Source organism: Vibrio sp. Vb1018 (assembly GCF_033338775.1).
In the GTDB taxonomy this organism is placed as follows: Bacteria; Pseudomonadota; Gammaproteobacteria; order Enterobacterales; family Vibrionaceae; genus Vibrio; species Vibrio alginolyticus.
On sequence record NZ_JAWOTI010000024.1, the window covers coordinates 19,181 to 43,657 of the forward strand.

The 24,477-nt window shown below is 46.2% G+C and carries 21 protein-coding genes; 12 read left to right on the forward strand and 9 right to left on the reverse strand.

Going from position 1 to position 24,477, the window contains the following annotated elements:
- Positions 1 to 33 precede the first annotated feature (33 nt).
- The 3 genes from dnaG to rpsU form a co-directional block, all read right to left on the reverse strand.
- The gene (gene dnaG, locus R7Z10_RS20135) at positions 34 to 1,800 is read right to left on the reverse strand and encodes a DNA primase (protein ID WP_005379719.1); all 1,767 of its coding nucleotides are present in this window, start codon (positions 1,798 to 1,800) and stop codon (positions 34 to 36) included.
- 149 nt (positions 1,801 to 1,949) lie between these two features.
- Entirely contained in the window at positions 1,950 to 2,393 is a 444-nt protein-coding gene (locus tag R7Z10_RS20140) for a GatB/YqeY domain-containing protein (RefSeq protein ID WP_005379720.1), read from the reverse strand.
- 27 nt (positions 2,394 to 2,420) lie between these two features.
- Positions 2,421 to 2,636, reverse strand: a complete 216-nt coding sequence (rpsU, locus tag R7Z10_RS20145; RefSeq protein ID WP_001145625.1) for a 30S ribosomal protein S21 — start codon at positions 2,634 to 2,636, stop codon at positions 2,421 to 2,423.
- A gap of 230 nt (positions 2,637 to 2,866) precedes the next feature.
- On the opposite strand from rpsU, the gene tsaD reads away from it, so the two are divergent.
- The gene (tsaD, locus tag R7Z10_RS20150) at positions 2,867 to 3,883 is read left to right on the forward strand and encodes a tRNA (adenosine(37)-N6)-threonylcarbamoyltransferase complex transferase subunit TsaD (protein ID WP_206971394.1); all 1,017 of its coding nucleotides are present in this window, start codon (positions 2,867 to 2,869) and stop codon (positions 3,881 to 3,883) included.
- A gap of 176 nt (positions 3,884 to 4,059) precedes the next feature.
- A complete protein-coding gene (locus tag R7Z10_RS20155) occupies positions 4,060 to 4,875 on the forward strand; it encodes an alpha/beta fold hydrolase (RefSeq protein WP_005379855.1) in 816 nt (271 codons plus the stop codon).
- A gap of 34 nt (positions 4,876 to 4,909) precedes the next feature.
- Here R7Z10_RS20155 and plsY read toward each other — a convergent pair whose 3' ends face one another.
- Positions 4,910 to 5,521, reverse strand: a complete 612-nt coding sequence (gene plsY / locus R7Z10_RS20160; RefSeq protein ID WP_005379857.1) for a glycerol-3-phosphate 1-O-acyltransferase PlsY — start codon at positions 5,519 to 5,521, stop codon at positions 4,910 to 4,912.
- Between the two features lie 250 nt (positions 5,522 to 5,771).
- On the opposite strand from plsY, the gene folB reads away from it, so the two are divergent.
- Genes folB through R7Z10_RS20175 form a run of 3 tightly spaced genes read left to right on the forward strand, consistent with a single transcriptional unit; the run spans position 5,772 to position 7,428 of the window.
- Positions 5,772 to 6,131, forward strand: a complete 360-nt coding sequence (gene folB, locus R7Z10_RS20165; RefSeq protein WP_005379859.1) for a bifunctional dihydroneopterin aldolase/7,8-dihydroneopterin epimerase — start codon at positions 5,772 to 5,774, stop codon at positions 6,129 to 6,131.
- The gene (gene folK, locus R7Z10_RS20170; RefSeq protein WP_005387457.1) at positions 6,128 to 6,610 is read left to right on the forward strand and encodes a 2-amino-4-hydroxy-6-hydroxymethyldihydropteridine diphosphokinase; all 483 of its coding nucleotides are present in this window, start codon (positions 6,128 to 6,130) and stop codon (positions 6,608 to 6,610) included. The genes folB and folK overlap by 4 nt, the downstream gene beginning before the upstream one ends.
- 14 nt (positions 6,611 to 6,624) lie before the next feature.
- On the forward strand, positions 6,625 to 7,428 hold the full coding sequence (locus R7Z10_RS20175) for an undecaprenyl-diphosphate phosphatase (protein ID WP_017820255.1): 804 nt from the start codon (positions 6,625 to 6,627) through the stop codon (positions 7,426 to 7,428).
- Positions 7,429 to 7,480: 52 nt separating this feature from the next.
- Here the strand turns inward: R7Z10_RS20175 and R7Z10_RS20180 are convergent, their stop codons facing one another.
- Positions 7,481 to 8,701, reverse strand: a complete 1,221-nt coding sequence (locus R7Z10_RS20180) for a multifunctional CCA addition/repair protein (RefSeq protein ID WP_318100786.1) — start codon at positions 8,699 to 8,701, stop codon at positions 7,481 to 7,483.
- A 137-nt stretch (positions 8,702 to 8,838) separates the two neighbouring features.
- On the opposite strand from R7Z10_RS20180, the gene R7Z10_RS20185 reads away from it, so the two are divergent.
- From R7Z10_RS20185 to ggt, 3 genes are all read left to right on the forward strand, one after another.
- A complete protein-coding gene (locus R7Z10_RS20185; RefSeq protein WP_193837544.1) occupies positions 8,839 to 10,455 on the forward strand; it encodes an ExeA family protein in 1,617 nt (538 codons plus the stop codon).
- Entirely contained in the window at positions 10,455 to 11,141 is a 687-nt protein-coding gene (locus tag R7Z10_RS20190; protein ID WP_318100782.1) for a general secretion pathway protein GspB, read from the forward strand. Before R7Z10_RS20185 ends, R7Z10_RS20190 begins: the two co-directional genes overlap by 1 nt.
- Before the next feature lie 273 nt (positions 11,142 to 11,414).
- Entirely contained in the window at positions 11,415 to 13,145 is a 1,731-nt protein-coding gene (gene ggt / locus R7Z10_RS20195) for a gamma-glutamyltransferase (RefSeq protein ID WP_318100778.1), read from the forward strand.
- A gap of 88 nt (positions 13,146 to 13,233) precedes the next feature.
- Here the strand turns inward: ggt and R7Z10_RS20200 are convergent, their stop codons facing one another.
- From R7Z10_RS20200 to R7Z10_RS20210, 3 genes are all read right to left on the reverse strand, one after another.
- Positions 13,234 to 13,845, reverse strand: a complete 612-nt coding sequence (locus R7Z10_RS20200; RefSeq protein WP_005379900.1) for a TIGR04211 family SH3 domain-containing protein — start codon at positions 13,843 to 13,845, stop codon at positions 13,234 to 13,236.
- 178 nt (positions 13,846 to 14,023) lie between these two features.
- On the reverse strand, positions 14,024 to 15,283 hold the full coding sequence (locus tag R7Z10_RS20205; protein WP_017820251.1) for an inorganic phosphate transporter: 1,260 nt from the start codon (positions 15,281 to 15,283) through the stop codon (positions 14,024 to 14,026).
- A 131-nt stretch (positions 15,284 to 15,414) separates the two neighbouring features.
- Positions 15,415 to 16,095 (reverse strand): TIGR00153 family protein, encoded by a 681-nt coding sequence (locus tag R7Z10_RS20210; RefSeq protein WP_005379896.1) that lies wholly within the window; start codon positions 16,093 to 16,095, stop codon positions 15,415 to 15,417.
- 212 nt (positions 16,096 to 16,307) lie between these two features.
- Here R7Z10_RS20210 and R7Z10_RS20215 point away from each other — a divergent pair, with 212 nt between their 5' ends.
- On the forward strand, positions 16,308 to 17,840 hold the full coding sequence (locus R7Z10_RS20215) for an inorganic triphosphatase (RefSeq protein ID WP_005379894.1): 1,533 nt from the start codon (positions 16,308 to 16,310) through the stop codon (positions 17,838 to 17,840).
- 41 nt (positions 17,841 to 17,881) lie between these two features.
- On the opposite strand, the gene R7Z10_RS20220 is transcribed toward R7Z10_RS20215, so the two are convergent.
- Positions 17,882 to 18,655 carry a potassium channel family protein gene (locus R7Z10_RS20220; RefSeq protein WP_025768395.1) on the reverse strand — a complete coding sequence of 258 codons (774 nt, stop codon included), beginning with the start codon at positions 18,653 to 18,655 and terminating at the stop codon, positions 17,882 to 17,884.
- 105 nt (positions 18,656 to 18,760) lie between these two features.
- On the opposite strand from R7Z10_RS20220, the gene R7Z10_RS20225 reads away from it, so the two are divergent.
- The 3 genes from R7Z10_RS20225 (at position 18,761) to hldE (ending at position 24,472) form a co-directional block, all read left to right on the forward strand.
- The gene (locus tag R7Z10_RS20225) at positions 18,761 to 20,017 is read left to right on the forward strand and encodes a methyl-accepting chemotaxis protein (protein ID WP_318100775.1); all 1,257 of its coding nucleotides are present in this window, start codon (positions 18,761 to 18,763) and stop codon (positions 20,015 to 20,017) included.
- 113 nt (positions 20,018 to 20,130) lie between these two features.
- Entirely contained in the window at positions 20,131 to 22,974 is a 2,844-nt protein-coding gene (gene glnE, locus R7Z10_RS20230) for a bifunctional [glutamate--ammonia ligase]-adenylyl-L-tyrosine phosphorylase/[glutamate--ammonia-ligase] adenylyltransferase (RefSeq protein WP_213971583.1), read from the forward strand.
- Between the two features lie 67 nt (positions 22,975 to 23,041).
- On the forward strand, positions 23,042 to 24,472 hold the full coding sequence (gene hldE, locus R7Z10_RS20235; protein WP_017633601.1) for a bifunctional D-glycero-beta-D-manno-heptose-7-phosphate kinase/D-glycero-beta-D-manno-heptose 1-phosphate adenylyltransferase HldE: 1,431 nt from the start codon (positions 23,042 to 23,044) through the stop codon (positions 24,470 to 24,472).
- Positions 24,473 to 24,477 lie beyond the last annotated feature (5 nt).

Sequence of the window (24,477 nt, forward strand, 5' to 3'; positions counted from 1 at the left end):
CAAATTAAATCGTTGCTGACTAATTAAACAGGGTTACGCTTTTAAATCTAGCATAAGTGCTAGCAGCTCCCTTTTCTCTTCGGCTGATAAACCGACACTTCTTGCTTTGGCCTGCAGGTTTTCAATTTGTTTTTCTACGCACTGGGCAATAATTTTATCCAGTGAGTCTAAAAAGATTTCTTCTTGGTTGTCCTCATCGAGTGGAATGTCCCAACTCGCGAGACGAGACAGAAGGGTCTCATTTTGGCTGTTTCGCCAATGCTCTAATAATTGGCCTGTGTTGATATGGGGATGCGCTTGGCATTTATCAAGTACATCAACAAATAAACTTAGACCAGGAATGGGCAAATCTCTAACGCTAGTTAGATCTGGCACCATACTTACGTATTGTGGGTTTTGAATCAGTAACGCGATCACTTCTCGCATCGGCGTTCGCTTGATTTCTTTATGAGGTTGAGGCCTTTTATCCTCTTTACCTTGTTTTGAAATTAGCTGCTGTAGTTGGCGTTCATCAACCAAACCCAAACGGCGGCCAAGCAATTCTCTCAAGTATAGTCTTAAAGTGCCGCCAGGGACTTTATCAATGAGAGGAACCGCAAGAGTACTCAGTTTTGCCATGCCTTCTTTCGTGCTCATATCGACCTGCTGAGTCAATGAGCTGAACATGAATTCAGACAAGGGCATCGCATTAGACACTTGCTGCTCAAATGCTTGTTTTCCGTTTTGTCGGATATAAGAGTCGGGATCTTCTCCATCCGGCAAAAACATGAATTTTAACTGGCGACCATCCGTTAGGTAAGGCAATGCATTTTCCATGGCACGCCACGCGGCTTCACGGCCTGCGCGGTCACCGTCATAACAACACACGACGGTGCTTGTTTGCCTGAATAACACTTGCAAGTGATCGCCCGTTGTCGAGGTTCCCAATGAGGCAACGGAATAATCTACGCCATATTGAGCAAGCGCGACAACATCCATATAGCCTTCAACCACTAAAATTTGTGGTGGCTCACGGTACGCTTGTAGTACTTCATAAAGGCCATACAACTCTTTACCTTTATGAAATATCGGGGTTTCGGGTGAGTTGAGATATTTTGGTGTCCCATCACCTAATACTCGACCACCAAAGCCTATTACTCGACCGCGTCTGTCTCGAATAGGAAACATCACTCGACCACGGAATCGGTCGTAGCGGTTGCCTTTATCGTTTTCAATCAACATGCCGCCAGTGACGAGCATGTCTTGGTTTTCTTTATTCTGGCCAAAGTTCTTACGAACTAAATCCCATTCATCAGCCACATAGCCGATGCCAAACTTCTGGACGATTTCACCAGACAGGCCGCGATCTTTTAGATACTCAATCGCCACCTTACTTGCTGGCTGTTTGAGTTGGTTACGATAAAATTGAGCAATGCTGCCCATTAAGTCGTATAGGTTACGTTTTTCACTGCTGCTTGCTTGTGGGCCTGACTGAAACGAACCATTACCGCCGCTACGTTGTTCGCGAGGAACATCTAAACCCAAGTATGAAGCGAGTTCTTCAATGGCTTCGACGAATTCTAGTCGGTCGAATTCCATCAAAAAATCGATGGCATTTCCATGCGCGCCACAACCAAAACAATGGTAGAACTGCTTTTCTTGACTGACACTGAATGAGGGTGTCTTTTCGTTGTGGAACGGGCAGCATGCGCCGTAGTTTTTGCCTTTTTTCTTAAGTTTCACACGTGCGTCGATGATATCGACAATATCAAGTCGAGCTAGAAGGTCATCGATAAAACTGCGAGGGATGTGTCCAGCCATAAAACCTAACAAAAAAAGAAGATGATGAGTGGAGTGAATGCCTTAAAAGAATGAGCGTATTGCCCATTGATTTCATTCCATCCATCCAGATACAAACAAGCCGTGCGCTCCAAAGGATAGCACGGCTTGCTGCAATTGGGTGGGGTACCTTAAGCCAATTTAGCGCGAACTAAACCGCTTACTTTACCCATATCTGCACGCCCTTGAATTTGCGGTTTCAGAACGCCCATTACTTTGCCCATGTCTTGCATGCCAGCTGCGCCAGATTCAGCAATCGCGTTCTCGATGAGAGCCGCTACTTCTTCGTCTGTCAGTGGTTGAGGCATAAAGTCCTCAAGAACGGTAATTTCTGCTTGTTCCGCATCAGCAAGATCTTGACGACCCGCTGCTTCAAACTGCGCTACAGAGTCGCGACGTTGTTTAACCATCTTGGTCAATACTGCAAGAATGTCGTCATCGTTCAGAGTAATCTGTTCGTCAACTTCACGTTGCTTGATTGCTGATAGGGCTAAACGAATAGTACCAAGGCGCAATTTGTCCTTGGCTTTCATCGCTAATTTTTGCTCTTCTTTGAGTTGATCAATCAGAGCCATAACTAAATTCCTTTTGGAGCTCAGTTATTAGTACAGGCGAACGCGACGAGCGTTTTCGCGAGCTAGCTTCTTAGCGTGACGCTTTTGAGCTGCTGCTTTAGCGCGTTTGCGAACTGTAGTTGGTTTTTCGTAGTGCTCACGACGACGCACTTCAGAAAGGATACCTGCTTTTTCGCAAGAGCGCTTAAAACGACGTAGAGCAACGTCGAACGGTTCGTTTTCACGTACTTTAACTACTGGCATATGCCTTTCACCTCAGGGGTTATTCGTTAACGCTGGTATTCAACAGACCAAATCACAATTGTTAGGTCTCTTACCAGCTTGATCAAAAATGGTGCGGAATTTTAATCCGATCACAACTACTTTGTAAAGCCTTTTGTCGATTATTGTCTGTACAAAATTTGTTTGCAGCACCAAGGCGAGGTAATATGACGCCCAAATTTCCTCTATACAGAAAGCATACTGAGAAAACCATGCGCATTATTGGTATTGAAACCTCTTGTGACGAGACTGGCATCGCAATTTATGACGATGAAAACGGTCTCTTGTCACACAAGCTATACAGCCAAGTAAAACTGCACGCAGATTACGGCGGTGTGGTGCCTGAGTTGGCTTCACGTGACCACGTAAAGAAAACCATTCCTCTTATTAAAGAGGCACTAAGAGAAGCGAACTTAACTTCAAAAGACATCGATGGTGTCGCGTATACCGCGGGGCCTGGTCTTGTTGGGGCGCTATTAGTGGGTGCGACTATCGGTCGCAGTATTGCTTATGCTTGGGGAGTGCCAGCGGTACCTGTTCATCATATGGAAGGTCACCTATTGGCCCCAATGTTGGAAGATAACCCTCCACCGTTCCCGTTTGTGGCGGTATTAGTATCGGGCGGTCACTCTATGATGGTGGAGGTGAGAGGCATCGGTGAGTACAAAATTCTAGGTGAGTCGATTGATGATGCGGCGGGCGAAGCGTTTGATAAAACAGCGAAGCTAATGGGTTTGGATTACCCAGGCGGTCCACTATTATCTAAACTGGCGGAAAAAGGTACACCGGGCCGCTTTAAGTTCCCGCGCCCAATGACGAATGTGCCAGGTTTGGACATGAGTTTCTCTGGTCTAAAAACCTTTACGGCTAACACGATTGCTGCAAACGGTGATGACGAGCAAACTCGCGCGGACATCGCATTGGCATTTGAAGAGGCTGTGTGTGCTACGTTGGCTATTAAATGTAAGCGCGCGCTTGAGCAAACAGGCATGAAACGCATTGTTATTGCTGGTGGTGTGAGTGCTAACCGTCGTTTGCGAGCTGAGTTAGAGAAGTTAGCGAAGAAAGTTGGCGGCGAAGTTTACTACCCACGTACTGAGTTCTGTACAGATAACGGTGCGATGATCGCTTACGCAGGCATGCAGCGCTTGAAGAATGGCGAAGTGGCTGATATGTCAGTAGAGGCTCGTCCACGTTGGCCAATTGATCAACTAACACCTGTCGCTTAGTCAAATTTATGCGGTAGGTTTGAAACCGGTTCTGTGTAATAAAGGTCTCTGCTCCTCAGAGGCCTTTATTTTTAATTATTCAATGAACCGCCTCGTTTTACATTCTGACTGATGCGAGCAGTTCGCTATTGTTTCAGTGCTAGGATGACGTGGAAGAATAAGAAATGGATATAACAATGAATAAGTTTGAAATTGAAGGTCAGCAACTTGCTTATCTAGATAAAGGTGAGGGCCCTGTGCTTCTATTTGGTCATAGTTACCTTTGGGATAGCCAAATGTGGGCGCCGCAAGTTGAGGTTTTAAGCCAGTCATTCCGTTGTATTGTGCCAGATCTTTGGGCACATGGTGAATCGGACGCTGCACCTGCATCGACACAGTCATTGGCCGACTATGCACAACATATGTTGGCATTGATGGATCATTTAGATATCGAAGAATTCTCGATAGTGGGCTTATCTGTTGGCGGCATGTGGGGAGCTGAGCTAACGGCTCAAGCGCCGCAACGTGTTAAGTCACTGGTATTGATGGATACCTTCATTGGCTGGGAGCCAGAAGTTACGTATAAAAAGTATTTTGCAATGCTTGATACCATCAGCCAAGTCCAAGCAGTGCCTGCGCCAATTATTGAAGCCGTTGTGCCGCTGTTCTTTGCCAACAACGTCAATCAGGATAACCCTAAACTTGTCGCTTCATTCAAACGCAGTTTAGAAGAGCTGAACGGTGAGCGTGCGGTGGAAGTAGCTCGCATGGGGCGCATGGTGTTTGGTCGCCGTGATGTGATTGAAGATTCGGAAAAATTCGCTCTGCCGACGTTAATTGCGGTGGGCTGTGAAGATAAGCCTCGCCCGGTTTTCGAATCGTATTTAATGAAAGACTGTATCACGGGCAGTGAGTTGGTAGAAATTCCGCAAGCGGGACACATCAGTTGTTTAGAACAGCCGGAGTTCGTCAACCAAATGTTGTTGAACTTCCTGAATCGAGTTCATGCGTAACCAATGCATCCCTCTTTAAACGAAAAACTCGGCATTAAGCCGAGTTTTTTTGTGTCAGTTTCTTCTCGCCGATTTTTGGCTCGTCGCCAGACAAAAGCCGACGAATATTTTGATGATGCTTAAATACGATTAAGCAACACAGCATAGCAACAGGTAACGTGTATTGCGGTTTAAACATCCAAGTATAAAACGGAGTGACCAAAACCGTGACGAGAGCCGCTAAGGATGAATAGCGGAATAGCGCGGCTACTGACAGCCAAGTTAACATCACCAATCCTGTTAAGTCCAAACCAATCGGAGCGATAGCGCCAAGCGCGGTTGCGACACCTTTTCCGCCTTTAAAGTGGAAAAAGATGGGGTACATGTGGCCAAGACAGGCAGCAATGGCGATGACGCCAAGAATGATAGGGTCGATACCAAGAAAGTATCCGCCCCACACGGGGATAGTGCCTTTGAGCATATCGCACAACAAGACTGAAACAGCGGCTCCTCGTCCGCCAATACGCAATACGTTCGTTGCTCCAGGATTGTTAGATCCCACACTGCGTGGGTCTGGCAGTTTTAAGAGTCGACAGATCAAAACCGCACTGGAAACCGAACCTAATAAATAGGCGGCCATTGTCATTATCAGTGCCAGTGCGTCCATAGAAGTCCTTGATGGATTGGAATTTAATGCTCGGTTCCCGCGTAGTTGCTATCATACCCCGAATTTACATAATGCAGAAATCCTCACTGTGATAGAGCTTGCATTATGTGATTTCTTGTATATAAAGATGCTTTCGCAGTTTATACCTAAGTAACATTGTGATGACCAAAGTAAATGTTACTTAGGTATAGAATACTACGATCAAATTACCCCTCACGGGTATCCGACCTCTGTAATAGAAGGACATAAGATGGCTCTGGATAAAGTTTTTATTGAACAGTTAGAAGTAATCACCACAATTGGCGTGTACGACTGGGAGCAACAAATCAAACAAAAGTTGGTTCTAGATATTGAAATGGCACACGATAATAAACCTGCGGGCAAAAGTGATGATGTGCAAGATGCACTGGATTATTCGCAGGTGAGTGAGGCGGTACTTAACCACATTGAAAATGGTCGTTTCTTACTGGTCGAGCGCGTGGCTGAAGAAGTAGCAGAGCTTATCATGCTGCGTTTCTCAGTGCCTTGGGTGAAAATCCGCCTAGCGAAGCCTGGCGCCGTGCCGCAAGCACGTGCTGTTGGTGTGGTGATTGAGCGAGGCCGAGCATGATCACCACCTATATCGGTGTTGGGACGAACGTAGAAAGAGAGCAACATGTGCTTGCTGCGTATCAGGAGCTGCAACGGCTTGGAGAAAATCTCCTCGTATCACCGATATATGAATGCGAACCTATTGGTTTTAGCAGCAAGAATTTCTACAACTTTGTCGTTGCAATGCGTACCGAGTTGTCATTAGAAGAGTTGAGCCATCAACTACGCGAGATTGAATTTAAGTGGGGACGCGAAGAAAACGCGCAAAAGTATCAGGATCGAACACTGGATCTCGATATAGTGTTGTTCGGTGAGCGCGTCTCCAAGAAAAAACCTGAGCTACCTCGCAGTGATATCTACAAATATCCTTTTGTCACAAAGCCGCTGTATGATCTCGAACCGCAATTAGTGATCCCAGGCGATGGACGCACAGTCGCAGACATTTGGCATGCTATGCAGCCAGTCGATTCGCTCAAACCCGTTTCCTTTCATTTTTAATTTGAGTTGTTTACATGAGTTATTTTGAAGCCTTTATTTTGGCTCTGATTCAGGGGCTGACAGAGTTTTTGCCTATTTCAAGCTCTGCCCATTTGATCCTGCCTTCCGCTATTTTAGGATGGGAAGACCAAGGTCTAGCCTTTGATGTTGCTGTTCACGTCGGTACATTAATGGCTGTCGTGATCTATTTTCGTCATGAAGTAATCACTTTGTTTCAAGCGTTATTTGCTTCGATCTTTAAAGGAGATCGCAGTAAAGAAGCTAAATTGGCTTGGATGATCGTGATTGCGACGATTCCAGCTTGTGTGTTCGGCTTATTGATGAAAGACATCATTGAAGTGTATCTACGTAGCGCTTACGTCATCGCGACTACTACGATCGTATTTGGCCTGTTGCTATGGTGGGTAGACAAAAACGCTAAACTCGTTGCCGATGAATACCAAACGGGTTGGAAGAAAGCTGTATTTATCGGTATTGCTCAAGCCTTAGCGATGATTCCTGGAACTTCACGTTCAGGGGCGACCATCACAGCAGCGCTTTACCTTGGCTTTACTCGAGAAGCGGCTGCCCGATTTTCGTTTTTAATGTCGATCCCAATCATTACATTAGCTGGTAGCTACTTAGGCATGAAGTTAGTGACCAGTGGTGAACCTGTCCATGTTGGTTTCTTAATGACTGGCATTATCACATCGTTTATCAGTGCGTACATCTGTATCCACTTCTTCTTGAAGATGATTTCACGAATGGGCATGACACCGTTTGTGATTTACCGTCTCATTTTGGGCGTCGGTTTGTTCGCTTTTCTATTAAGTGCATAATTGATGTTAACGAAAAACGCCCGCGAAATCCGCGGGCGTTTTTGTTTGTTCGTTACTTCTTAAGTGCTGCTTTCACTGCTTCAATACGTCGTTTTTCTTGCTCGTCACGAATCGCAGGGCCTTTAAAGCCCTCTTTGATAATGGCTTGAACGTCAACTGCCGCTGCTGCTTGGTAGGCTTGCCTAAAAATATCCGCCTGTGGATATGGTTGCGTTTCCAGTCCTTTACGACCAGCGTGATCCGCTTGGCAGCAAAGCAAGATATCTTGCAGACGTTCGGACTTACGCCACACATCAAGTTTATTGAGTATTTTAATTATGGTTTGTGGTTTAAGTTCAGCCGCGCGATGAATATTGGAGTGCTGTTCGCACACCATCAAGGCTAAATCACGAAACTCATTTGGTACCCGGACACGTTCGCACAGCTTTTTGATCAGTTTTAATCCTGTATGGCAATGCATTTTGTGGCTTGGCCATTCGCTCTCTGGCGTCACGCCCTTACCCAAGTCATGCACTTGGGCGGCAAACCTGACGGGGAGTGATTTACTCAATTTTGCGGCTTGCTCTGCCACCATCAAAGTATGGATGCCAGTATCGATTTCTGGATGCCACTTCTCAGGTTGAGGTACGCCAAATAGTGCATCAATTTCAGGTAACACCACGGTTAATGCACCACAGTCTCGTAGAACCGATAAGAAAATATCAGGGCGAGGAGTAGAGAGAGATTTATGCCATTCTTGCCAAACACGCTCGGGAGTCAGTGTGCTCAGCTCTCCGGACTCTGCCATGTGACGCATTAACCGCATGGTTTCGTCGGCAACCGTAAAGTTTAGATCAGCAAGCTTCGCTGCGAAGCGAGCGACACGTAAAACGCGTAGAGGGTCTTCAATAAAGGCGTCTGATACATGGCGTAGCAGTTTATCGTTGAGATCTTGCTGGCCACCATATGGGTCATGGATCGTGCCATCACTCTCCATTGCCATCGCGTTAATGGTTAAATCACGACGTATCAAATCTTCTTCTAAGGTGACGTTTTGATCGAAGAAACATTCAAAACCAGTGTAACCAGAACCTGACTTTCTCTCTGTTCGTGCAAGGGCATATTCTTCTTTACTTTTGGGATGCAGAAATACAGGAAAGTCTTTACCAACGGCGGTGTATCCTTGGGACAGCATCATCTCGGGCGTCGCGCCTACGACCACCCAGTCGTTGTCATAACTATCAATTCCGAGCAATTTATCTCGAACTGCGCCACCTACTAAATAAACTTGCACGAATTACCTCTTAATTTATGGATATGCCGTTGGACATTGTAGCAAGCAATGGTACTTTTCTTTACTCCTAAGAATAGAAGAAGAGCGTTTATACCATGTCTGACTATTCCCAGGTGGTTTTTTAGCTGGAGAGCCTAATGTATAAGGACTTTTTTGGGTTTGTCGAACAACCATTTTCGATTGTTCCAAACTCACGTTATTTGTATTTGAGCCAACGTCACAAAGAGGCAATCACACATCTCCAAGCTGGGCTAGGCGATGGCGGTGGCTTTGCTATGCTTACTGGCGAAGTAGGTACAGGCAAAACGACTGTCGCAAAAGCGATGCTGGCGAATTTGGGTGATAACACCAAAGCGGGTCTTATCCTCAATCCCACGTTTTCGAGTAGAGATTTGCTCGAAGCCATTTGTGATGAGTTCAAAATCACCTATCCGCCAGACGCAAACCTCAAACAGCTAAACCAGGTTATCCATCAATATTTGCTGCGTAATTATCGTTCAGGCTGGCAGACATTGCTGGTCATTGATGAGGCTCAACACCTTGCTGCCGACGTTCTAGAGCAGTTGCGCTTGTTGACCAACTTGGAAACCGATACCAGAAAACTGCTCAAAGTGTTGTTGGTCGGGCAGCCTGAATTGCAGCGGTTATTACAAACAACACAACTACGCCAACTTGCCCAGCGTATTACTGGGCGTTATCACCTGTTGCCGTTGGATGAAAAAGAGACAGAAGATTACATCGCATTTCGACTACATACAGCAGGTGGCAACCAGCAACTGTTTAATCGTGCTTCTTGTAAACTTATAGCCAAATACAGTCACGGTATACCGCGGCTCATCAACCTTATCTGTGACAAATCCCTCAACATTAGTTATCACCAGGGTAATGTGGTTGTGGATAAGCAAACCGTTCAGCAGGCCTGTGAAGAGGTGATGCAGTTTCAGGCAGATATTTATCAGCAAGATAAAAAAGAGCGCCGGACTTTCCGTTGGCCTGCTTGGGGCTCTGTCACGGTAGGCCTTATTGCTGCATTAAGTACGGGGTGGGCGGTCGTGAATTATATGCCAGCTCAAGCGACGTCAGTGTTGACACAAGTGACGGAGCCAAGAGTAGAGCCAACACCAACCGTCGTCAGCCAACAGTTAACGGATGAGCAGCGTGATTTATTGTTAACACAAAAACAGTCGAACCTCGCTGTAAATGATTTGTATCGTTTGTGGGGGTATCAAGCATCGGTTCGCGATAATCTTTGTTTGTCAGAACCGCAGTCGACTATGCGTTGTGAGCGTAAAATGGCGACTTGGCCGCTGTTGATGCAACAAAATCGCCCTGTGATCTTGGAGTTGAATTATCAAGGTGATGTTGGGTATGTCATTCTATATGCCGTCGGTAATGATCAAGCTGAAGTGCTCAATGGTAAGCAGCGTCTCCGTCTGCCAGTTTCGTGGCTAAAGCCGTTGTGGCAGGGCAATATTATCGAACTGTGGCATGCTCCGCTGAATGAAACATTACGTTTAGACATGGAAGGCCCTGCGATTGAAGTATTAGACCGATTATTAGCAGAAGCGGTGAGTGAGCCACTGCTTGAAACGTCTATTTTTGATGGTGCGATGAAAGAGCGAGTCGAGTTATTTCAACGTTGGCAAGGAATTGGTGTCGATGGTATTGCAGGTAAGCGAACGCTAGACCGACTTCAGCAAAATGTTCAGCCAGATGCGCCTCAACTGGCGAGAATCGAGAAGGAGGACGCATAATGTCAGCTGTGAAACATATAGGTCTGTTCTTGCTGCCAATCACTGCTTCTGCTATCGGAGTCGCTTGGTACTTAGATCTCTTTGCACCGAGTGCTGAAGTAGATACAACGTCCCCGATAGAAAAGGTCGAAGTGGTATCACCTTTCAAAGTATTAGACTATCCAGAGAACACCCAGTTGGCCCAATTGCCAAGAGAGTGGCCAAGTGCAGAGCTATCGCGTGATTTTGGTACATTTACCACCCCCGATGAATACACGAGCCATACACCAAGCAGAGATGAAACACGCAACTCAGCATCAACCCAAGCGACTTCTGCTGCTGAAGAGGACCTCGGGTTGTCTTTGGATGATCTGGATTTATCCTCATTATCTCCTGATTTAGCTAGGAAGGTCGAAAATGCCTTATCCCGAGATGATGACAACTCTTCATCACAAACGGCACGCGTGAACGATTTAGAGCGCAACGCTCACCAGTGGCAAGGGCGTCTACCTGCGCTTAATTTGCAAACCCATATGTACGCTAGTGATGAAAAACGCCGTTGGGTGAAAATTAACAATGTTGAGTATCATCAAGGGGATGTCGTTGATGATCAGGTCACTCTAAGAGAAATACAACCGCAAGCTGTGATTGTTGAGTTCCAAGGTGAGCAAATTCGTATACCAGCGTTGTATGAGTGGAAAGGGTAACTCTTGTAGAAACACATCAAGCCAGCGAAATCATATCGCTGGCTTTTTATTTTTCAGAGCATCTTTTGCATCTATTCTGGTGATGATTTTTAGATACTCAAACAAGCAAAATATAGCTTTTCTCAGTCGTTTAAATAGCACCAATATCATTCATCTATTGATAGCGCGATTCCAGTCAGCGTTGTGTAAAAAGACACCATCTTCACGAACTTCGGAGTAATGACTTGGTCCACGTTAGACCCCATCACATAATAGGAGTCTAAACAGAGACACATGCGTATTCTGATTTTTTCTTTAAGCATTGTTGCATCGACAAGCTATGCAGCAAAGCCAGACCCATTCCCAGTTACACCAGATAGTCGCGGGCAAGATTTCATGGTCAGTGCGACGAATCCTTACGTGAGCAGTACCGGTTACTCAATATTGAAAGAAGGCGGTAACGCTGTTGATGCTATGGTCGCGATGCAGATGGTGATGTCTGTCGTTGAGCCAGATATGACCGGAATTGGCGGCGGGACTTTCGCGCTGTTTTATCAACATGACGAGAAAAAATTTCTGGCCCTTGATGGTCGAGATGAAGCGCCCTCTAGCGCGAACCCTGAAATGTTTGTTGAGAATGGGGAAGTACTCAGTCGCAACGAAATATTAGGCCCTCGTTCTGTTGCGGTTCCGGGCACGTTGCGGTTGCTTTACACCACTCATGAACAATACGGCAAGTTGCCATGGGCAGAGCTGATTAAGCCGGCAATTACATTGGCGAGCAATGGGTACGCGATGAACAGCTACACCTACGACATCGTAGTAAGAGAGCAAAGCCGACTTGAGCAAGATCCGGAAGTGAAAGCCTTGTATTGGCAAGGGGACGATATTAAGCCGACGGGAACCTTGATGAAGAACCCTAAGATGGCTGAGACGCTGAGGAAGATCGCGCAACAAGGCGATCGTTACCTTTATGGTGGTGAGCTTGGTCAGCACATCGTAGAGACGGTTAATAGTCGTATTGACGACCAACACGAGAAGTTGTCTTTAGAAGATTTTAAACATTACCAAGTGAAGCAGCGTGACATCATTGAGAGCGACTACCGTGGGAATAAAATCGTCTCTTTTGGTTACCCAGCTTCGGGCGGTGTGATGGTCGCTCAGAGTCTTGAACTGCTTGCACCCTATGACATTGCCCATATGGCGAAAACGGATGTGGAACCTTGGCGTCTCATGACTGAAGCGATGCGAATTGCAAAAGCCGATCGTATTGCGTATGCCGGAGATCCGGATTATGTGGAAGCGCCAGTTGAACAGTTGTTGTCTAAAGCCTATCTAGATCAGAGACGTGATTTAATCCCTGACAATGGCACTTCAAAAGAGGATCCAAAAGCAGGACAGATGACGCAAACTCAGTATGCGCAATATCAAGGCTTCGAGAGCAAAGATACAGGGCATATTTCTATCGTCGATAGAGACGGAAATGCAATAGCGATGACTAGTACGGTAGGAACGGGTATGGGCTCGGGTGTCATGGTCGATGGCGTTATCTTGAACGCGCAGATGGCTAACTTCTCACCTCTGCCAACGGTTAACGGCAAACCTACGCAAAACTCAATTGAAGCGGGCAAGCGTCCACGTTCGGCTATTACGCCATTAATGGTGATGGACAGTGATGATAATTTGCGTTTGGTGGTTGGGTCACCAGGTAGTTCACAAATCCCGGGGTATGTACTCAAAACCGTGGTTGGGGTGCTGGATTGGAACTTATCAGCGCAAGAGGCTATTGACTTACCAAACATCCAGTATGGCACTAAGATAGACCGCACCAAGTCTTATGACCCGACTGGTTTGCTGGTGGAAAAGAAAACGTTCGCAGAAATGTTGGTGCCTGAGTTTATGGAGCTTGGCTACCCAGTGCACGTTATTCCAGTGGTAAGCGGTTTGAATGCAATTGAGCTAAAAGATGGCAAGCTTTATGGCGCAACGGATCGTCGTCGAGCCTCTAGTTCAATGGGGGAGTAGTACTCACTTCTATCAAACGAAGCAAACTAAAAAGCCAGTCAATATCGACTGGCTTTTGCGTTCTTTTTAAAGATAAAAGCGTAAGGGTTTATGCCCAACCCGCAGGAGAGCGCTTTCTACGAGGCATGACATGCGGAAGAATCAAACCAAATAGTAAACCTAAACCTGCGACACCGCCGCCATAAGTGAAGTACTTAAGCAGCATGTCATCTTTTTGTGTATCCAGTTTTGCGCGTAGCTCGCGGTTTTCTGTTTCAACAGAAGTAAGCTGATCACTGATCTCAGAGTATTTATTTTCTAGATCTGAAATTTGTTGGTTACGTGTTTCGAGAGAGGTAACAAGACCGGCTTTCTCTGCATCAGAAGTTTGACGAGCATTAGCAAGCTGCTCTTTTACTTCGGCTAGCTCTTTCTCAATGCGAGGAAGGCGAATTGCCATGCTCTCTTGGTTTGTCACAAACTTGCTTTGTACCCAACCAGTGCGACCACGGTCATCACGAACTTGCGTATAGCCAGTATCTCGGTTGGTTTTAATCAGTTGTACTTTAGAACCGGCGTTAACACTACCGATAATACGGTAGGTGTTATTTGGACCTGAGTGCATAAAAGTGAAGAGGTCATCAGAAATATAACGGTCTGCTGCTAGGGCCGCTGGCGCTGCTAGCAAAGTAAACAAAACCGTGATGATTAGTTTTTTCACAGTAAATCCCTTAACGATTTTTCTTGGAGACAGCGTTGGCACCGAATGATTGGAGCCGGAAATAGACGAATAGTATGCAGTTTCAAACCTCGGTGCAACAAAGAAGGGAGGCAAAGCCTCCCTTTCTGTGCGTTTGAGTCAATAATGACAAAGCGCTTACATTCTATTGACGAGTGTCTTAAGCGAACATCGCTTGAAGTCCGTAGAAGAATACTACGGCCAATAACGCACCCGCTGGTAGTGTAACGATCCATGATGCCACGATGTTACGAACTACGCCTAGGTTCAGTGCTGCGATACCACGAGCAAAGCCAACACCGAGAACCGCACCAACCAATGTTTGAGTGGTTGAAATTGGCAGGCCTGTACCAGACGCTAGAACTACCGTACATGCTGTTGCTAGCTGTGCTGCAAAACCGCGGCTAGGCGTTAGCTCAGTGATGCCTGTACCAACGGTTGCCATTACTTTGTGACCCAGTGTTGCAAGACCGACCACGATACCAATACCACCAAGAGGTAGAATCCACCAAGCGATGGCGCTTTTCGTGCTGATTTCGCCCATGTGTTCAACAGTCGATACGACAGCAGACAGTGGACCAATGGCGTTTGCAACGTCGTTTGAACCGTGTGCAAATGCCATCGCACAAGCGGTGATAACCATCAGAACGCTGAAGATACCTTCCACGCCAGAAAAGCTGCGGTCCTCTTCGCGATTAGCGAATTTTTTCTGGATGTATACGTAGCCGCCAATCATCACAAGTGCTGAAACTGCTGCTGCCCACATCCAGGCTTCACCATTGGTCAGGTGAAGACCAACGTGTTTTAGACCTTTTTTGATGGTTACAAGTGCAATCACCATTGTTGTGATGAACATGTAAACAGGTACAAAACGTTTCGCGTTAAACAGAGGGTTCTCAGTATCAAAAATCAGGCGCTGTGCGCTGACAAAGATAACGTAAGCAAAGAAACCTGAAATCACTGGCGTAATAATCCAGCTACCAACAATGCCTTGAACGCTGCCCCAGTCAACCGCTTCAGTACCTACTGATACGCATGCAAAACCAATGATTGCACCGATGATTGAGTGAGTCGTTGATACTGGCCAGCCCATGTAAGAAGCAAGAAGCAGCCATGTACCTGCTGCTAAAAGCGCAGACATCATGCCGTAGACAAGAACATCTGGTTGACTAGCAAATAAAGAAGTTTCGATTACACCTTTACGGATAGTGTCGGTTACTTCACCGCCTGCAAGGTAAGCACCTGCAAATTCGAAGATCATCGCAATGATGATAGCTTGTTTTACAGTTAGCGCTTTTGAACCTACAGATGTACCCATCGCATTAGCAACGTCGTTCGCGCCAATACCAATCGCCATCATGAAACCAAAAATCGCTGCAACAATAATCAGGACAGTGCCGTAGTTCGCAAGGATATCCATCGTAATACCTAGTTGTTTTATAACAAGCGGAACAAAATTTTACGCGCGCCAAACCATAAGACGATGAAAATAGTCATCGTCCCTATGACACGTGTTAATTATGCTCTTCGTTATGTCGTTAACTTTATGTTTTAAGATCGAGATAGCATGACTTCCAAACGAGCACCTACGCGCTGCGCTTGGTCGGCAATACCACCTACCCATTCAAGAATCTTGTACAGGAACATGACATCGATAGGGTTCATGTCAGCTTCAATCACCATCAACTGTTGGCGAAGTTCAATCTGCATGGCATCGGTATCATCTTCGATAACGTCTAATTGATGAATCATTTCAGCGACGAGCGTCACTTCACGGCCTTTGAAGCCGGTTTCTAGCAATTCATCAAGTTCATTGATTACCTTTTGCGCCTGATCGGCAGCATCAAGACAACGTTGAACGTAAGCGAGGAAGTTTGGTTGGAGAGCCTCAGGGATGACAAGTTGACGACCATATACACGGCCAGCAATGTCTTTTGCCAGGTTTGCAAGTTTGTCCTGTTGAGTCAAAAGCTCAAGCATGTCAGTACGGTCGACTGGCATGAACAAACCGCGAGGCAGTTTTAGACGGATTTCACGTTTCAGCACATCCGCTTCTTTCTCTAGGTGAGAAATTTGTGCACGGATTTCTGCTGCTTTTTCCCAATCACCCTTTGAAGATACTTCAAAGAATTTCACCAAGTGTGAACAACATTCGTTGACACACACAACGTGGCGTTGCAAAGGCTTAATTGGGGACTTTGCAAATAACCCCATAATTGTATTTACTGGCATGGTCATTCAACCTAATAACTATAACCTTAAAAAAACATACACCATTTCTGAGTGCTTGGCGAAATGTTGAACGATGGCTATAAAGGCGCGCATGGTAACGCATTAAATCGCTCATTAAAACTGTTTTAGATCATCAATCCGGCGATATTTCTCTCTTGCCGTGTGAGAAATTACGCAATATCCTGTTTCTATCTGCTTTGAAAGGTATAGCTATGGAAACCGAAATAGAACTGAAGTTTTTTGTTTCTCCTGAATTTTCAGAAACTTTAAAAGAAAAAATTTCTGAGACAAAAGTACTTCAGCATAGTTGTCGTGACTTGGGTAACACCTATTTTGATACTGCCGATAAATGGCTTCGAAAGCACGACATTGGTTTAAGAATTCGCCGTTTTGATGATGTATTCGTCCAAACCGTAAAGACAGCAGGACGCGTCGTCGCAGGCTTACATCAAAGACCAGAATACAATGCTGAGCACACTAGCGACGAGCCTAATCTGTCGCTTCATCCTCTAGATATTTGGCCTCCAGGTAAAGATGCAGAAACGCTGCAATCCGAGCTTATGCCATTATTCTCGACCAACTTCACACGTGAACAATGGCTGATTGGCATGCCCGATGGCAGTCAGATTGAAGTTGCCTTTGACCAAGGCTTAGTTGTAGCCAAAGGTGAAGACGAAGAAGAGAAGCAAGAGCCGATTTGCGAAGTTGAACTGGAACTTAAGTCAGGCCAAACCGAAGCTTTATTCACGCTGGCACGCAGCTTTTGCGAGCAAGGCGGTATGCGTTTGGGTAACTTGAGCAAAGCGGCGAAAGGTTATCGACTTGCAAGCGGTTATGCGGGTGATGAAGTAAAATCATTGGCACTTGTGGACAGTAGTCCGACGGATACCGTTGAATTTTGCTTGATCAACTCTTTAGAGCACGCTTTGTCTCATTGGCATTATCACGAGCAAATTTATGCTGAGCGTGACAGCGTGGAAGCACTGCGTGAAATCAGTAATGCCATTCGTTTCATTCGTCAAACATTGACTATTTTTGGCGGGATTGTCCCTCGTCGCGCGAGCGCGATTCTGCGCCAAGAGCTTAAATGGTTGGAAGAAGAACTGAGTTGGTTGGATGAGCATGCACACCTTGAAGAGCTTTTAGATGACAAAGGCAATGTGCTGCGCAAGTTGGATGCACGTAAGTTCTTAGTATCTGAGTTGACTCAGCAGTTACAAGAGTTGCCAAGCCGTGAAGAAGTGCTAGGGTTGCTCAATTCCGCGCGTTACACAGGGTTACTGCTGGATCTAAGCCGCTGGATCTTAGCGCGCGGTTGGCAGCCATTTCTTGATGAAAAAGCACGTGAAAAAATGGCAAGTAACATCATGCCGTTTTCAGTTACTCAGCTCGATCGCACTTGGGCTGAGCTAATGGAAGCTTTCCCAGCAGAGCGCGATTTGACGGCGCAAGAGTACGTTGATCAGCGTTATCGCTTATTGCGTAACCTCTATACTGGTATTGGTTTCGCGAGTTTGTATAACTCGGATGAGCGTAACAGCTTCCGTTTACCATGGGCGGATCTAGTGCATGGTATCGATGATCTGCTAATGCTGAACCACTTGCTCCCGTTGGTTGATATGCTGGAAGACGCAGAAAAAGAGCAGTTAGAACGCTGGTTGCACCGTCAAGAGCGCTCAATTTTGCATGCAATGGATCAAACCCGAGCGATCAGTGTGGAAGTTCAGCCTTATTGGCGTGAATGATCGTTCTGGTGATAAGAACAAAAAAATAGGACCGCATGGTCCTATTTTTTTGTCTCTGTTTTACGTTGTTGTAGCTCTTTTTCCATGAAATCGAGTCGTTCTAGTATTTGAGCTTGTTGGGTTAGGAGCTGCTCGAGCATACGTTCTTTATTGATTGAACTGTGCGTCTGTTGTTTCGTTGGGGCAGTAAGGATAGAGGTGATAAGACCCGAGATCATACCAAAGATACCCACCCCGCAAACAATGATGATGACAGCCAAAAACTTTCCTATGGAGGTCACTGGATAATGATCGCCGTAACCAACCGTTGAGATTGTTACAAATACCCACCACAAAGCATCGGCGCCAGTACGAATATTCGCTTCTGGGTTTTTCGCTTCGATAAACAGCATTGCACTAGAACCGAGTGTTATGAGGATAACCATCAATAGCAGTATAGAGGCGACCGTGGTTTCGCGGCGGTTTTCTTTGAGCTGATGCAAAATGAACTTTGACGAACGCAGTACTAATACCACTCGCATAATATGAAAAATACGAGCAAAGCGCAGGGGCTCTATCAATGGGATGCTCGCCACGAAATCTATCCAATGACGTTTAAGGAATAACCAGCGATCTGTGGACCGGATCAAATCAATGGTGAGCTGTAGTAGAAAAATACTACAGATTATGAAATCCAGACCGATAAGAACTTGACGGGTTTCGTGATCGATCGGGAAAAACAACAAGCCAGAGATCACAAATAGTGCCATAAAAGACAATATTAGTGACAACAGGCCCATCGGTCGTGTGCTGTCTTTGATATCATTGTTTTTCATACGAAGCTCAAAATAAATCGCGTAACCACGCAAAGCGCGAACATAACTATAAGTAATATAAAGATTATAGATAAAGACTATATAAGACTCGGTGGAGAACTGACAATGGAAAAGCTGGCATTTAAGCCATGGGAAAGGGTCATATCCGACATTCGACTGGTGCCTAAAATGGTCATGTTGATGGTCTTCAGTACTGTCCTGATCGTGGCAAAACAACTGTGGGACGCAAACACTTTTTACGACTCACTTTTAGCGGCGACACAAAACGCGCAAGTTGCCCAACAGCATTATGAAGCATACTTAACGCAAGTTGCTTGGCAAACCGCCTTATTGATAGTGGTTTTTGTCGTGCTCTTATTAGCGGCGGCTAGAGTGATGTTGCGTCAAACACAGTATTTGAGCGACGCGATCAAACTGATGGCGAGCAAGAACCTCTCTGTTCCATTTGGTATGGATTGTAAAGATGAATACGGAGACGTGGCACGTGAATTAGAAAAGACACGTCGACAATTGCACGATGTGATTCAAATGCAAATTAATGCGTCTGATGAATTATCAACGCTCACCGAAGTCATGACACTGAGCATGTCGGAAACGAAGGAATCGGCGCAAGAAGAGTTTAACGAAATTGATCAACTTGCTACGGCGATGAGTGAAATGTCGTCGACGGTCCAAACGGTTGCGGAACATGCCCAGACGGCATCTTCTCTAACAGAGCAAGCTTCCGCGCAAGCAATTTCTGGTCAGCAGTTCTTGCAAAGTACAATGGCGAAAATGAGTGAACTTTCGTCGGATATCGCTTTATCGGCACAAGCGGTTAACCAAGTTGAAGAACGTGTTGAAGCTATTGGTAGCGTTGTGGGGACGATTCAAGGCATTTCTGAACAAACCAACCTGCTTGCACTGAATGCGGCGATTGAAGCGGCGCGAGCTGGCGAGGCTGGGCGGGGTTTTGCTGTGGTTGCAGATGAAGTTCGTAACCTTGCCCAACGTACACAACAAGCGACGGTAGAAATTCAAGAGATGATCGCACAGCTGCAAACCAGTGCTGAATCTGCGGTAGAACTCATGGAAAAAAGCGTTGTAGAAGCGGCAGATGGAAACGAGCTGGTTTCTAATGCTGGATCTGAGCTCGATGGTATTGTTGGGCAAGTGACGCAAATCAATGACATGAACTTCCAGATCGCGACGGCGTCTGGTCAGCAAAGCAGTGTTGCAGAAGAGATGAGCCAAAACCTCACCAATGTACGTGAGTTGGTGGAAGCCTCAGTTGTTGTCGTTACCGAGCTGCTAGAAACCTCTGAAATGATGCAAAATAATGCAGGTGAGCTAGACAAGAAGATCAAATCTTTCCAAGTTTAATATTCGATCCCGAACTTTTGATAAAACGCCCACAAACCTTTTGTGGGCGTTTTTATTTGCTTTCAGTCTGGTATAAAGAATGAGTTACCGTGCTTTTCAAACAAGGAAGAAAAATGCAGCTGCCTTCGCCACTGATTTCTATCGCTGAATCTGCCGTACAAAACGCCCAAGACGCAGGTTATTTTCCCCTTTGGCCCGATGAGGTTGCGCAGCAATTTCGTTATGTGGCGGGCTTAAGCCAATTTATAACCGAAGCCATTCATCGCGATGAAGTCCTAGGCCGTGAGTTGCCAAGTATGTTAGCGCAGCCAAGTCGTCAGGAGTCTTACCGCTCACGTCTTGCTGAACTGTTGGAACAATGTCCTGATGAGATGTCTGGTCATCGCGTGTTGCGTCAGTTTCGCAACCGAGAAATGGTGTACATTGCGTGGAAGGATTTCACGCATGCATGGTCTCTAGAGACGTCTTTAAGCCACTTATCTGAGTTGGCAGAAGCGATGATTTTTGAAACCTATCAATGGCAATATCAAGTGTGTTGTCAGGAGTGGGGCACGCCAACAAGTGAGGACGGTGAAGTGCAGCCGATGTTAATTATCGGCATGGGGAAACTGGGTGGTGGCGAGCTAAACTTTTCTTCCGATATTGATCTAATTTTCACGTACCCAGAGAATGGTGAAACCCAAGGCGCACGCCGAAGCATTGCCAATGCCCAGTTCTTTACTCGTCTTGGTCAACGCATCATCAAAGCGCTCGACCAACAAACCTTCGATGGTTTTTGCTACCGCGTCGACATGCGGCTTCGCCCATTTGGAGAAAGTGGCCCCTTGGTTATGAGCTATGCCGCACTTGAAGATTATTACCAAGAACAGGGACGAGATTGGGAACGTTACGCGATGATCAAAGCTCGGGTGATGGGATGTGAGATGTACCCGCAGTATCAAGAGCTACGCCAAATGCTGCGCCCTTTTGTTTTTCGTCGTTATATTGATTTCAGTGCGATTCAATCTTTGCGTCGAATGAAGTCGATGATCAGTAGCGAGGTTCGCCGCCGAGGGTTGAATAACAACATTAAGCTAGGTGCGGGTGGCATCCGAGAAATTGAATTTATCGCTCAAGTTTTTCAATTGATTCGAGGTGGTCGAGAGCCTTCTTTGCGTAATCGAGGGCTGTTGGAAACGCTGCAAGGCATTGAAGAACTGGCATTGCTTACTCCAAAAGAAGTCAGCGATCTAGAAGCTGCATACAAGTACTTGCGTCAATTAGAAAACTTGTTGCAAGCAATGGCGGATAAGCAAACCCAGACAATGCCTGATTGCGAAACCGAACGCTTAAAGCTCGCCACTGCGATGAAAATGAGCTGTTGGGAGCAATTAATTGAGCAAACCCAGCAGCATATGGCAAATGTTCACCAAGTTTTTGAATCACTAATTGGTGATGATGAAGAAGACGAGGGGACTACCGTTGCTCGTCATTTTCATGAGCTATGGGATATGGCCGACAAACAAGACGTTCTTGAGCATATCTTGCAGCAGGATATTCAGATTGAAGACTTTGCTTCATGCGCGAAAACCATCATCAACTTTAAAACCGATCTGGCCAAAAAAACGTTAGGCCCACGTGGACGCGAAGTGCTCAATCGTTTGATGCCGAAAGTGTTTGATGCGGTCTTTGCCCATCCTGATGCACAGTTTGGTTTATCTCGTGTACTTCACTTGCTACACAACATCTGCACTCGCACAACTTACTTGGAATTATTGGATGAGCATCCAGCGGCTCTGGTGCAGCTCGTACGTTTGTGTACCGCAAGCCCAATGATTTCAGAGCAGCTGTCTCGTTATCCTATCTTGCTTGATGAGTTGATCGACCCTGCGCAGCTATACAATCCCATTCCATTAGACAGTTACCGTACAGAGCTGCGTGATTATTTGGCGCGTATTCCTGAAGATGATATGGAACAGCAAATGGAAGCGTTGCGTCAGTTTAAGCAAATTTGTATTTTGCGTATTGCAGCGGCAGATATTGCTGGCGCATTGCCAGTGATGAAAGTGAGTGACCATTTAACTTATTTAGCGGAAGCTATCGTTGATGCGGTGATCAGTCAGGCTTGGTTGCAAGTGTCTGAAAAGTACGGCGAGCCAACGCATGTGAAAGATCGTGAAGGTAAAGGCTTTGCTGTAATTGGTTATGGTAAAGTCGGAGGGTGGGAGCTCGGCTATAACTCCGATTTGGATATTGTCTTCATGCATGACTGCCCCGTCAATGTCTACACTGACGGCAAGAAAGAGATTGATGGTCGTCAGTTCTACCTTCGTTTAGCACAGCGTATCATTCATATTTTCTCCACTCGCACCGCTTCCGGTATTTTATACGAGGTCGATACCCGATTGCGTCCGTCCGGTGCATCGGGTTTGTTGGTTAGCCCAACAGACGCGTTCGACGACTACCAACATCAAGACGCGTGGACATGGGAACATCAAGCACTTGTCCGCGCGCGCATGATTTATGGTGATGAACCACTGGCAATTGCATTTCACAATACGCGGCATGATGTGTTGTGCAAAGCACGCGATCAAGCTGAACTGAAAAAAGACGTTGTCGAAATGAGAGAAAAAATGCGCGGTCATCTTGGGGGGAAAAAGCCAGGCCGCTTTATGCTCAAGCAAGATGTAGGTGGGATTACCGATATCGAATTTCTCGCTCAGTACCTAGTGCTCAACTATAGTCACGATAAGCCGAAATTGACGCGTTGGTGTGATAATGTGCGCATCTTTGAAACGCTCATTGCGCAAGATGTTATGGACGAAGACCAAGCAATGCAGTTGATACGTGCTTACACGACAATGCGAAACGAAATACACCGCCGAAATCTACTTAATTTAGACGCTGATGTGGTGGAAGATAAGTTTGTTGCCGAAAGGGAGTGGGTAAAACAGGCTTGGAATCAGTGGTTCAGTTAAGACCATATATTTAGCCTCGATAAGGGCTGTGATAAACTCACTTCGATTTAATTTTTGGAGACCAACAATGAAACCAATTCTACCTGATTACAACAGCGCTGGTGTGCTCATCATCGGTGATGTCATGCTAGATCGTTACTGGTATGGCCCAACCGGACGCATTTCTCCTGAAGCGCCGGTTCCTGTTGTAAAAGTAGAAAACAATGAAGAGCGTCCTGGTGGTGCTGCGAACGTTGCGATGAACATCGCATCACTAGGTGGCCATGCTCACATTGTTGGTCTAACTGGGGAAGATGAGCCTGCAAAAGTGCTGACGGAGACGCTGAGCTCACTCAATGTGAAGTGCGATTTCGTTGCACTGCCTGATTACCCAACGATTACGAAGCTTCGCGTAATGAGCCGTGGACAACAGCTTATTCGTCTCGACTTCGAAGACAAGTTTGAAAACACAGATTCTGCGCCAGTGTTATCTCGAATGGATGCCGCACTACCAAACGTTAAAGCCGTGATTATGTCTGACTACGCAAAAGGCTCGTTAGAGCATGTTCAGGCATACATCCAAAAAGCGCGCGCAGCAAATATTCCGGTTTTCATTGACCCGAAAGGTGCGGATTTTGAACGCTACCGTGGCGCAACACTTCTTACGCCAAACATGAAAGAGTTCGAAGACGTTGTAGGTAAAGTGAAATCTGACCAAGAGCTAGTAGAGAAAGCACTGGCTTTGGTTGAAGAGTTTGAATTTGAAGCGCTTTTGGTGACACGCAGCGAAAACGGAATGACCTTGATTCGTCGTGGCCAGGAACCGTTCCACCTTCCAACTCAAGCGAAAGAAGTGTACGACGTGACAGGTGCGGGCGACACGGTTATCTCTGTATTGGCAGCGTCTGTTGCCGCAGGCAAATCATTTGAAGAAGCGTGCGCTTTAGCGAACGCAGCGGCAGGTGTTGTGGTTGGTAAACTAGGCACGTCAACGCTTTCTGAGATTGAATTAGCAGAAGCGGTACATGGCAGCCAAGACACGGATTACGGTGTGATTTCAGAAAAAGCATTGATCGAAGCGGTGAAAAAAGCACGTGCTCGTGGCGAGAAAGTCGTTATGACAAATGGCTGCTTTGATATTCTGCACGCTGGGCATGTGTCTTACTTAAACCATGCTGCTGAACTGGGCGATCGCCTAATCGTTGCGGTAAATACCGATGAGTCAGTAAAACGCCTTAAAGGCCCTGGTCGTCCGGTAAACCCAACCGATCGCCGCATGGCGGTGTTGGCAGGTTTGGGCGCTGTGGATTGGGTTGTACCATTTAGTGAAGATACGCCGCAGCGTTTGATCTCAGAAGTTCTACCAAGCTTGCTAGTAAAAGGCGGTGACTACAAACCAGAAGAGATTGCTGGTGGTAAAGAAGTCATTGCGGCGGGTGGTGAAGTTCGTGTATTGAACTTTGAAGATGGCTGCTCGACCAGTGAAATCATTAATGCAATCAAAGGCGGTAAGGGCTAAGCCTG

Excerpts from the sequence above, each read along its gene's own strand:
- R7Z10_RS20155 (WP_005379855.1), top strand. The coding sequence starts at position 4,060 with ATGAATAAGTTTGAAATTGAAGGTCAGCAACTTGCTTATCTAGATAAA.
- plsY (WP_005379857.1), bottom strand. The coding sequence starts at position 5,521 with ATGGACGCACTGGCACTGATAATGACAATGGCCGCCTATTTATTAGGT.
- R7Z10_RS20205 (WP_017820251.1), bottom strand. The coding sequence starts at position 15,283 with ATGGATATCCTTGCGAACTACGGCACTGTCCTGATTATTGTTGCAGCG.
- R7Z10_RS20190 (WP_318100782.1), top strand. The coding sequence starts at position 10,455 with ATGTCAGCTGTGAAACATATAGGTCTGTTCTTGCTGCCAATCACTGCT.
- glnE (WP_213971583.1), top strand. The coding sequence starts at position 20,131 with ATGCAGCTGCCTTCGCCACTGATTTCTATCGCTGAATCTGCCGTACAA.
- R7Z10_RS20140 (WP_005379720.1), bottom strand. The coding sequence starts at position 2,393 with ATGGCTCTGATTGATCAACTCAAAGAAGAGCAAAAATTAGCGATGAAA.
- dnaG (WP_005379719.1), bottom strand. The coding sequence starts at position 1,800 with ATGGCTGGACACATCCCTCGCAGTTTTATCGATGACCTTCTAGCTCGA.
- folK (WP_005387457.1), top strand. The coding sequence starts at position 6,128 with ATGATCACCACCTATATCGGTGTTGGGACGAACGTAGAAAGAGAGCAA.
- R7Z10_RS20215 (WP_005379894.1), top strand. The coding sequence starts at position 16,308 with ATGGAAACCGAAATAGAACTGAAGTTTTTTGTTTCTCCTGAATTTTCA.
- rpsU (WP_001145625.1), bottom strand. The coding sequence starts at position 2,636 with ATGCCAGTAGTTAAAGTACGTGAAAACGAACCGTTCGACGTTGCTCTA.
- ggt (WP_318100778.1), top strand. The coding sequence starts at position 11,415 with ATGCGTATTCTGATTTTTTCTTTAAGCATTGTTGCATCGACAAGCTAT.
- R7Z10_RS20175 (WP_017820255.1), top strand. The coding sequence starts at position 6,625 with ATGAGTTATTTTGAAGCCTTTATTTTGGCTCTGATTCAGGGGCTGACA.
- R7Z10_RS20225 (WP_318100775.1), top strand. The coding sequence starts at position 18,761 with ATGGAAAAGCTGGCATTTAAGCCATGGGAAAGGGTCATATCCGACATT.
- hldE (WP_017633601.1), top strand. The coding sequence starts at position 23,042 with ATGAAACCAATTCTACCTGATTACAACAGCGCTGGTGTGCTCATCATC.
- tsaD (WP_206971394.1), top strand. The coding sequence starts at position 2,867 with ATGCGCATTATTGGTATTGAAACCTCTTGTGACGAGACTGGCATCGCA.
- R7Z10_RS20210 (WP_005379896.1), bottom strand. The coding sequence starts at position 16,095 with ATGCCAGTAAATACAATTATGGGGTTATTTGCAAAGTCCCCAATTAAG.
- R7Z10_RS20220 (WP_025768395.1), bottom strand. The coding sequence starts at position 18,655 with ATGAAAAACAATGATATCAAAGACAGCACACGACCGATGGGCCTGTTG.
- folB (WP_005379859.1), top strand. The coding sequence starts at position 5,772 with ATGGCTCTGGATAAAGTTTTTATTGAACAGTTAGAAGTAATCACCACA.
- R7Z10_RS20185 (WP_193837544.1), top strand. The coding sequence starts at position 8,839 with ATGTATAAGGACTTTTTTGGGTTTGTCGAACAACCATTTTCGATTGTT.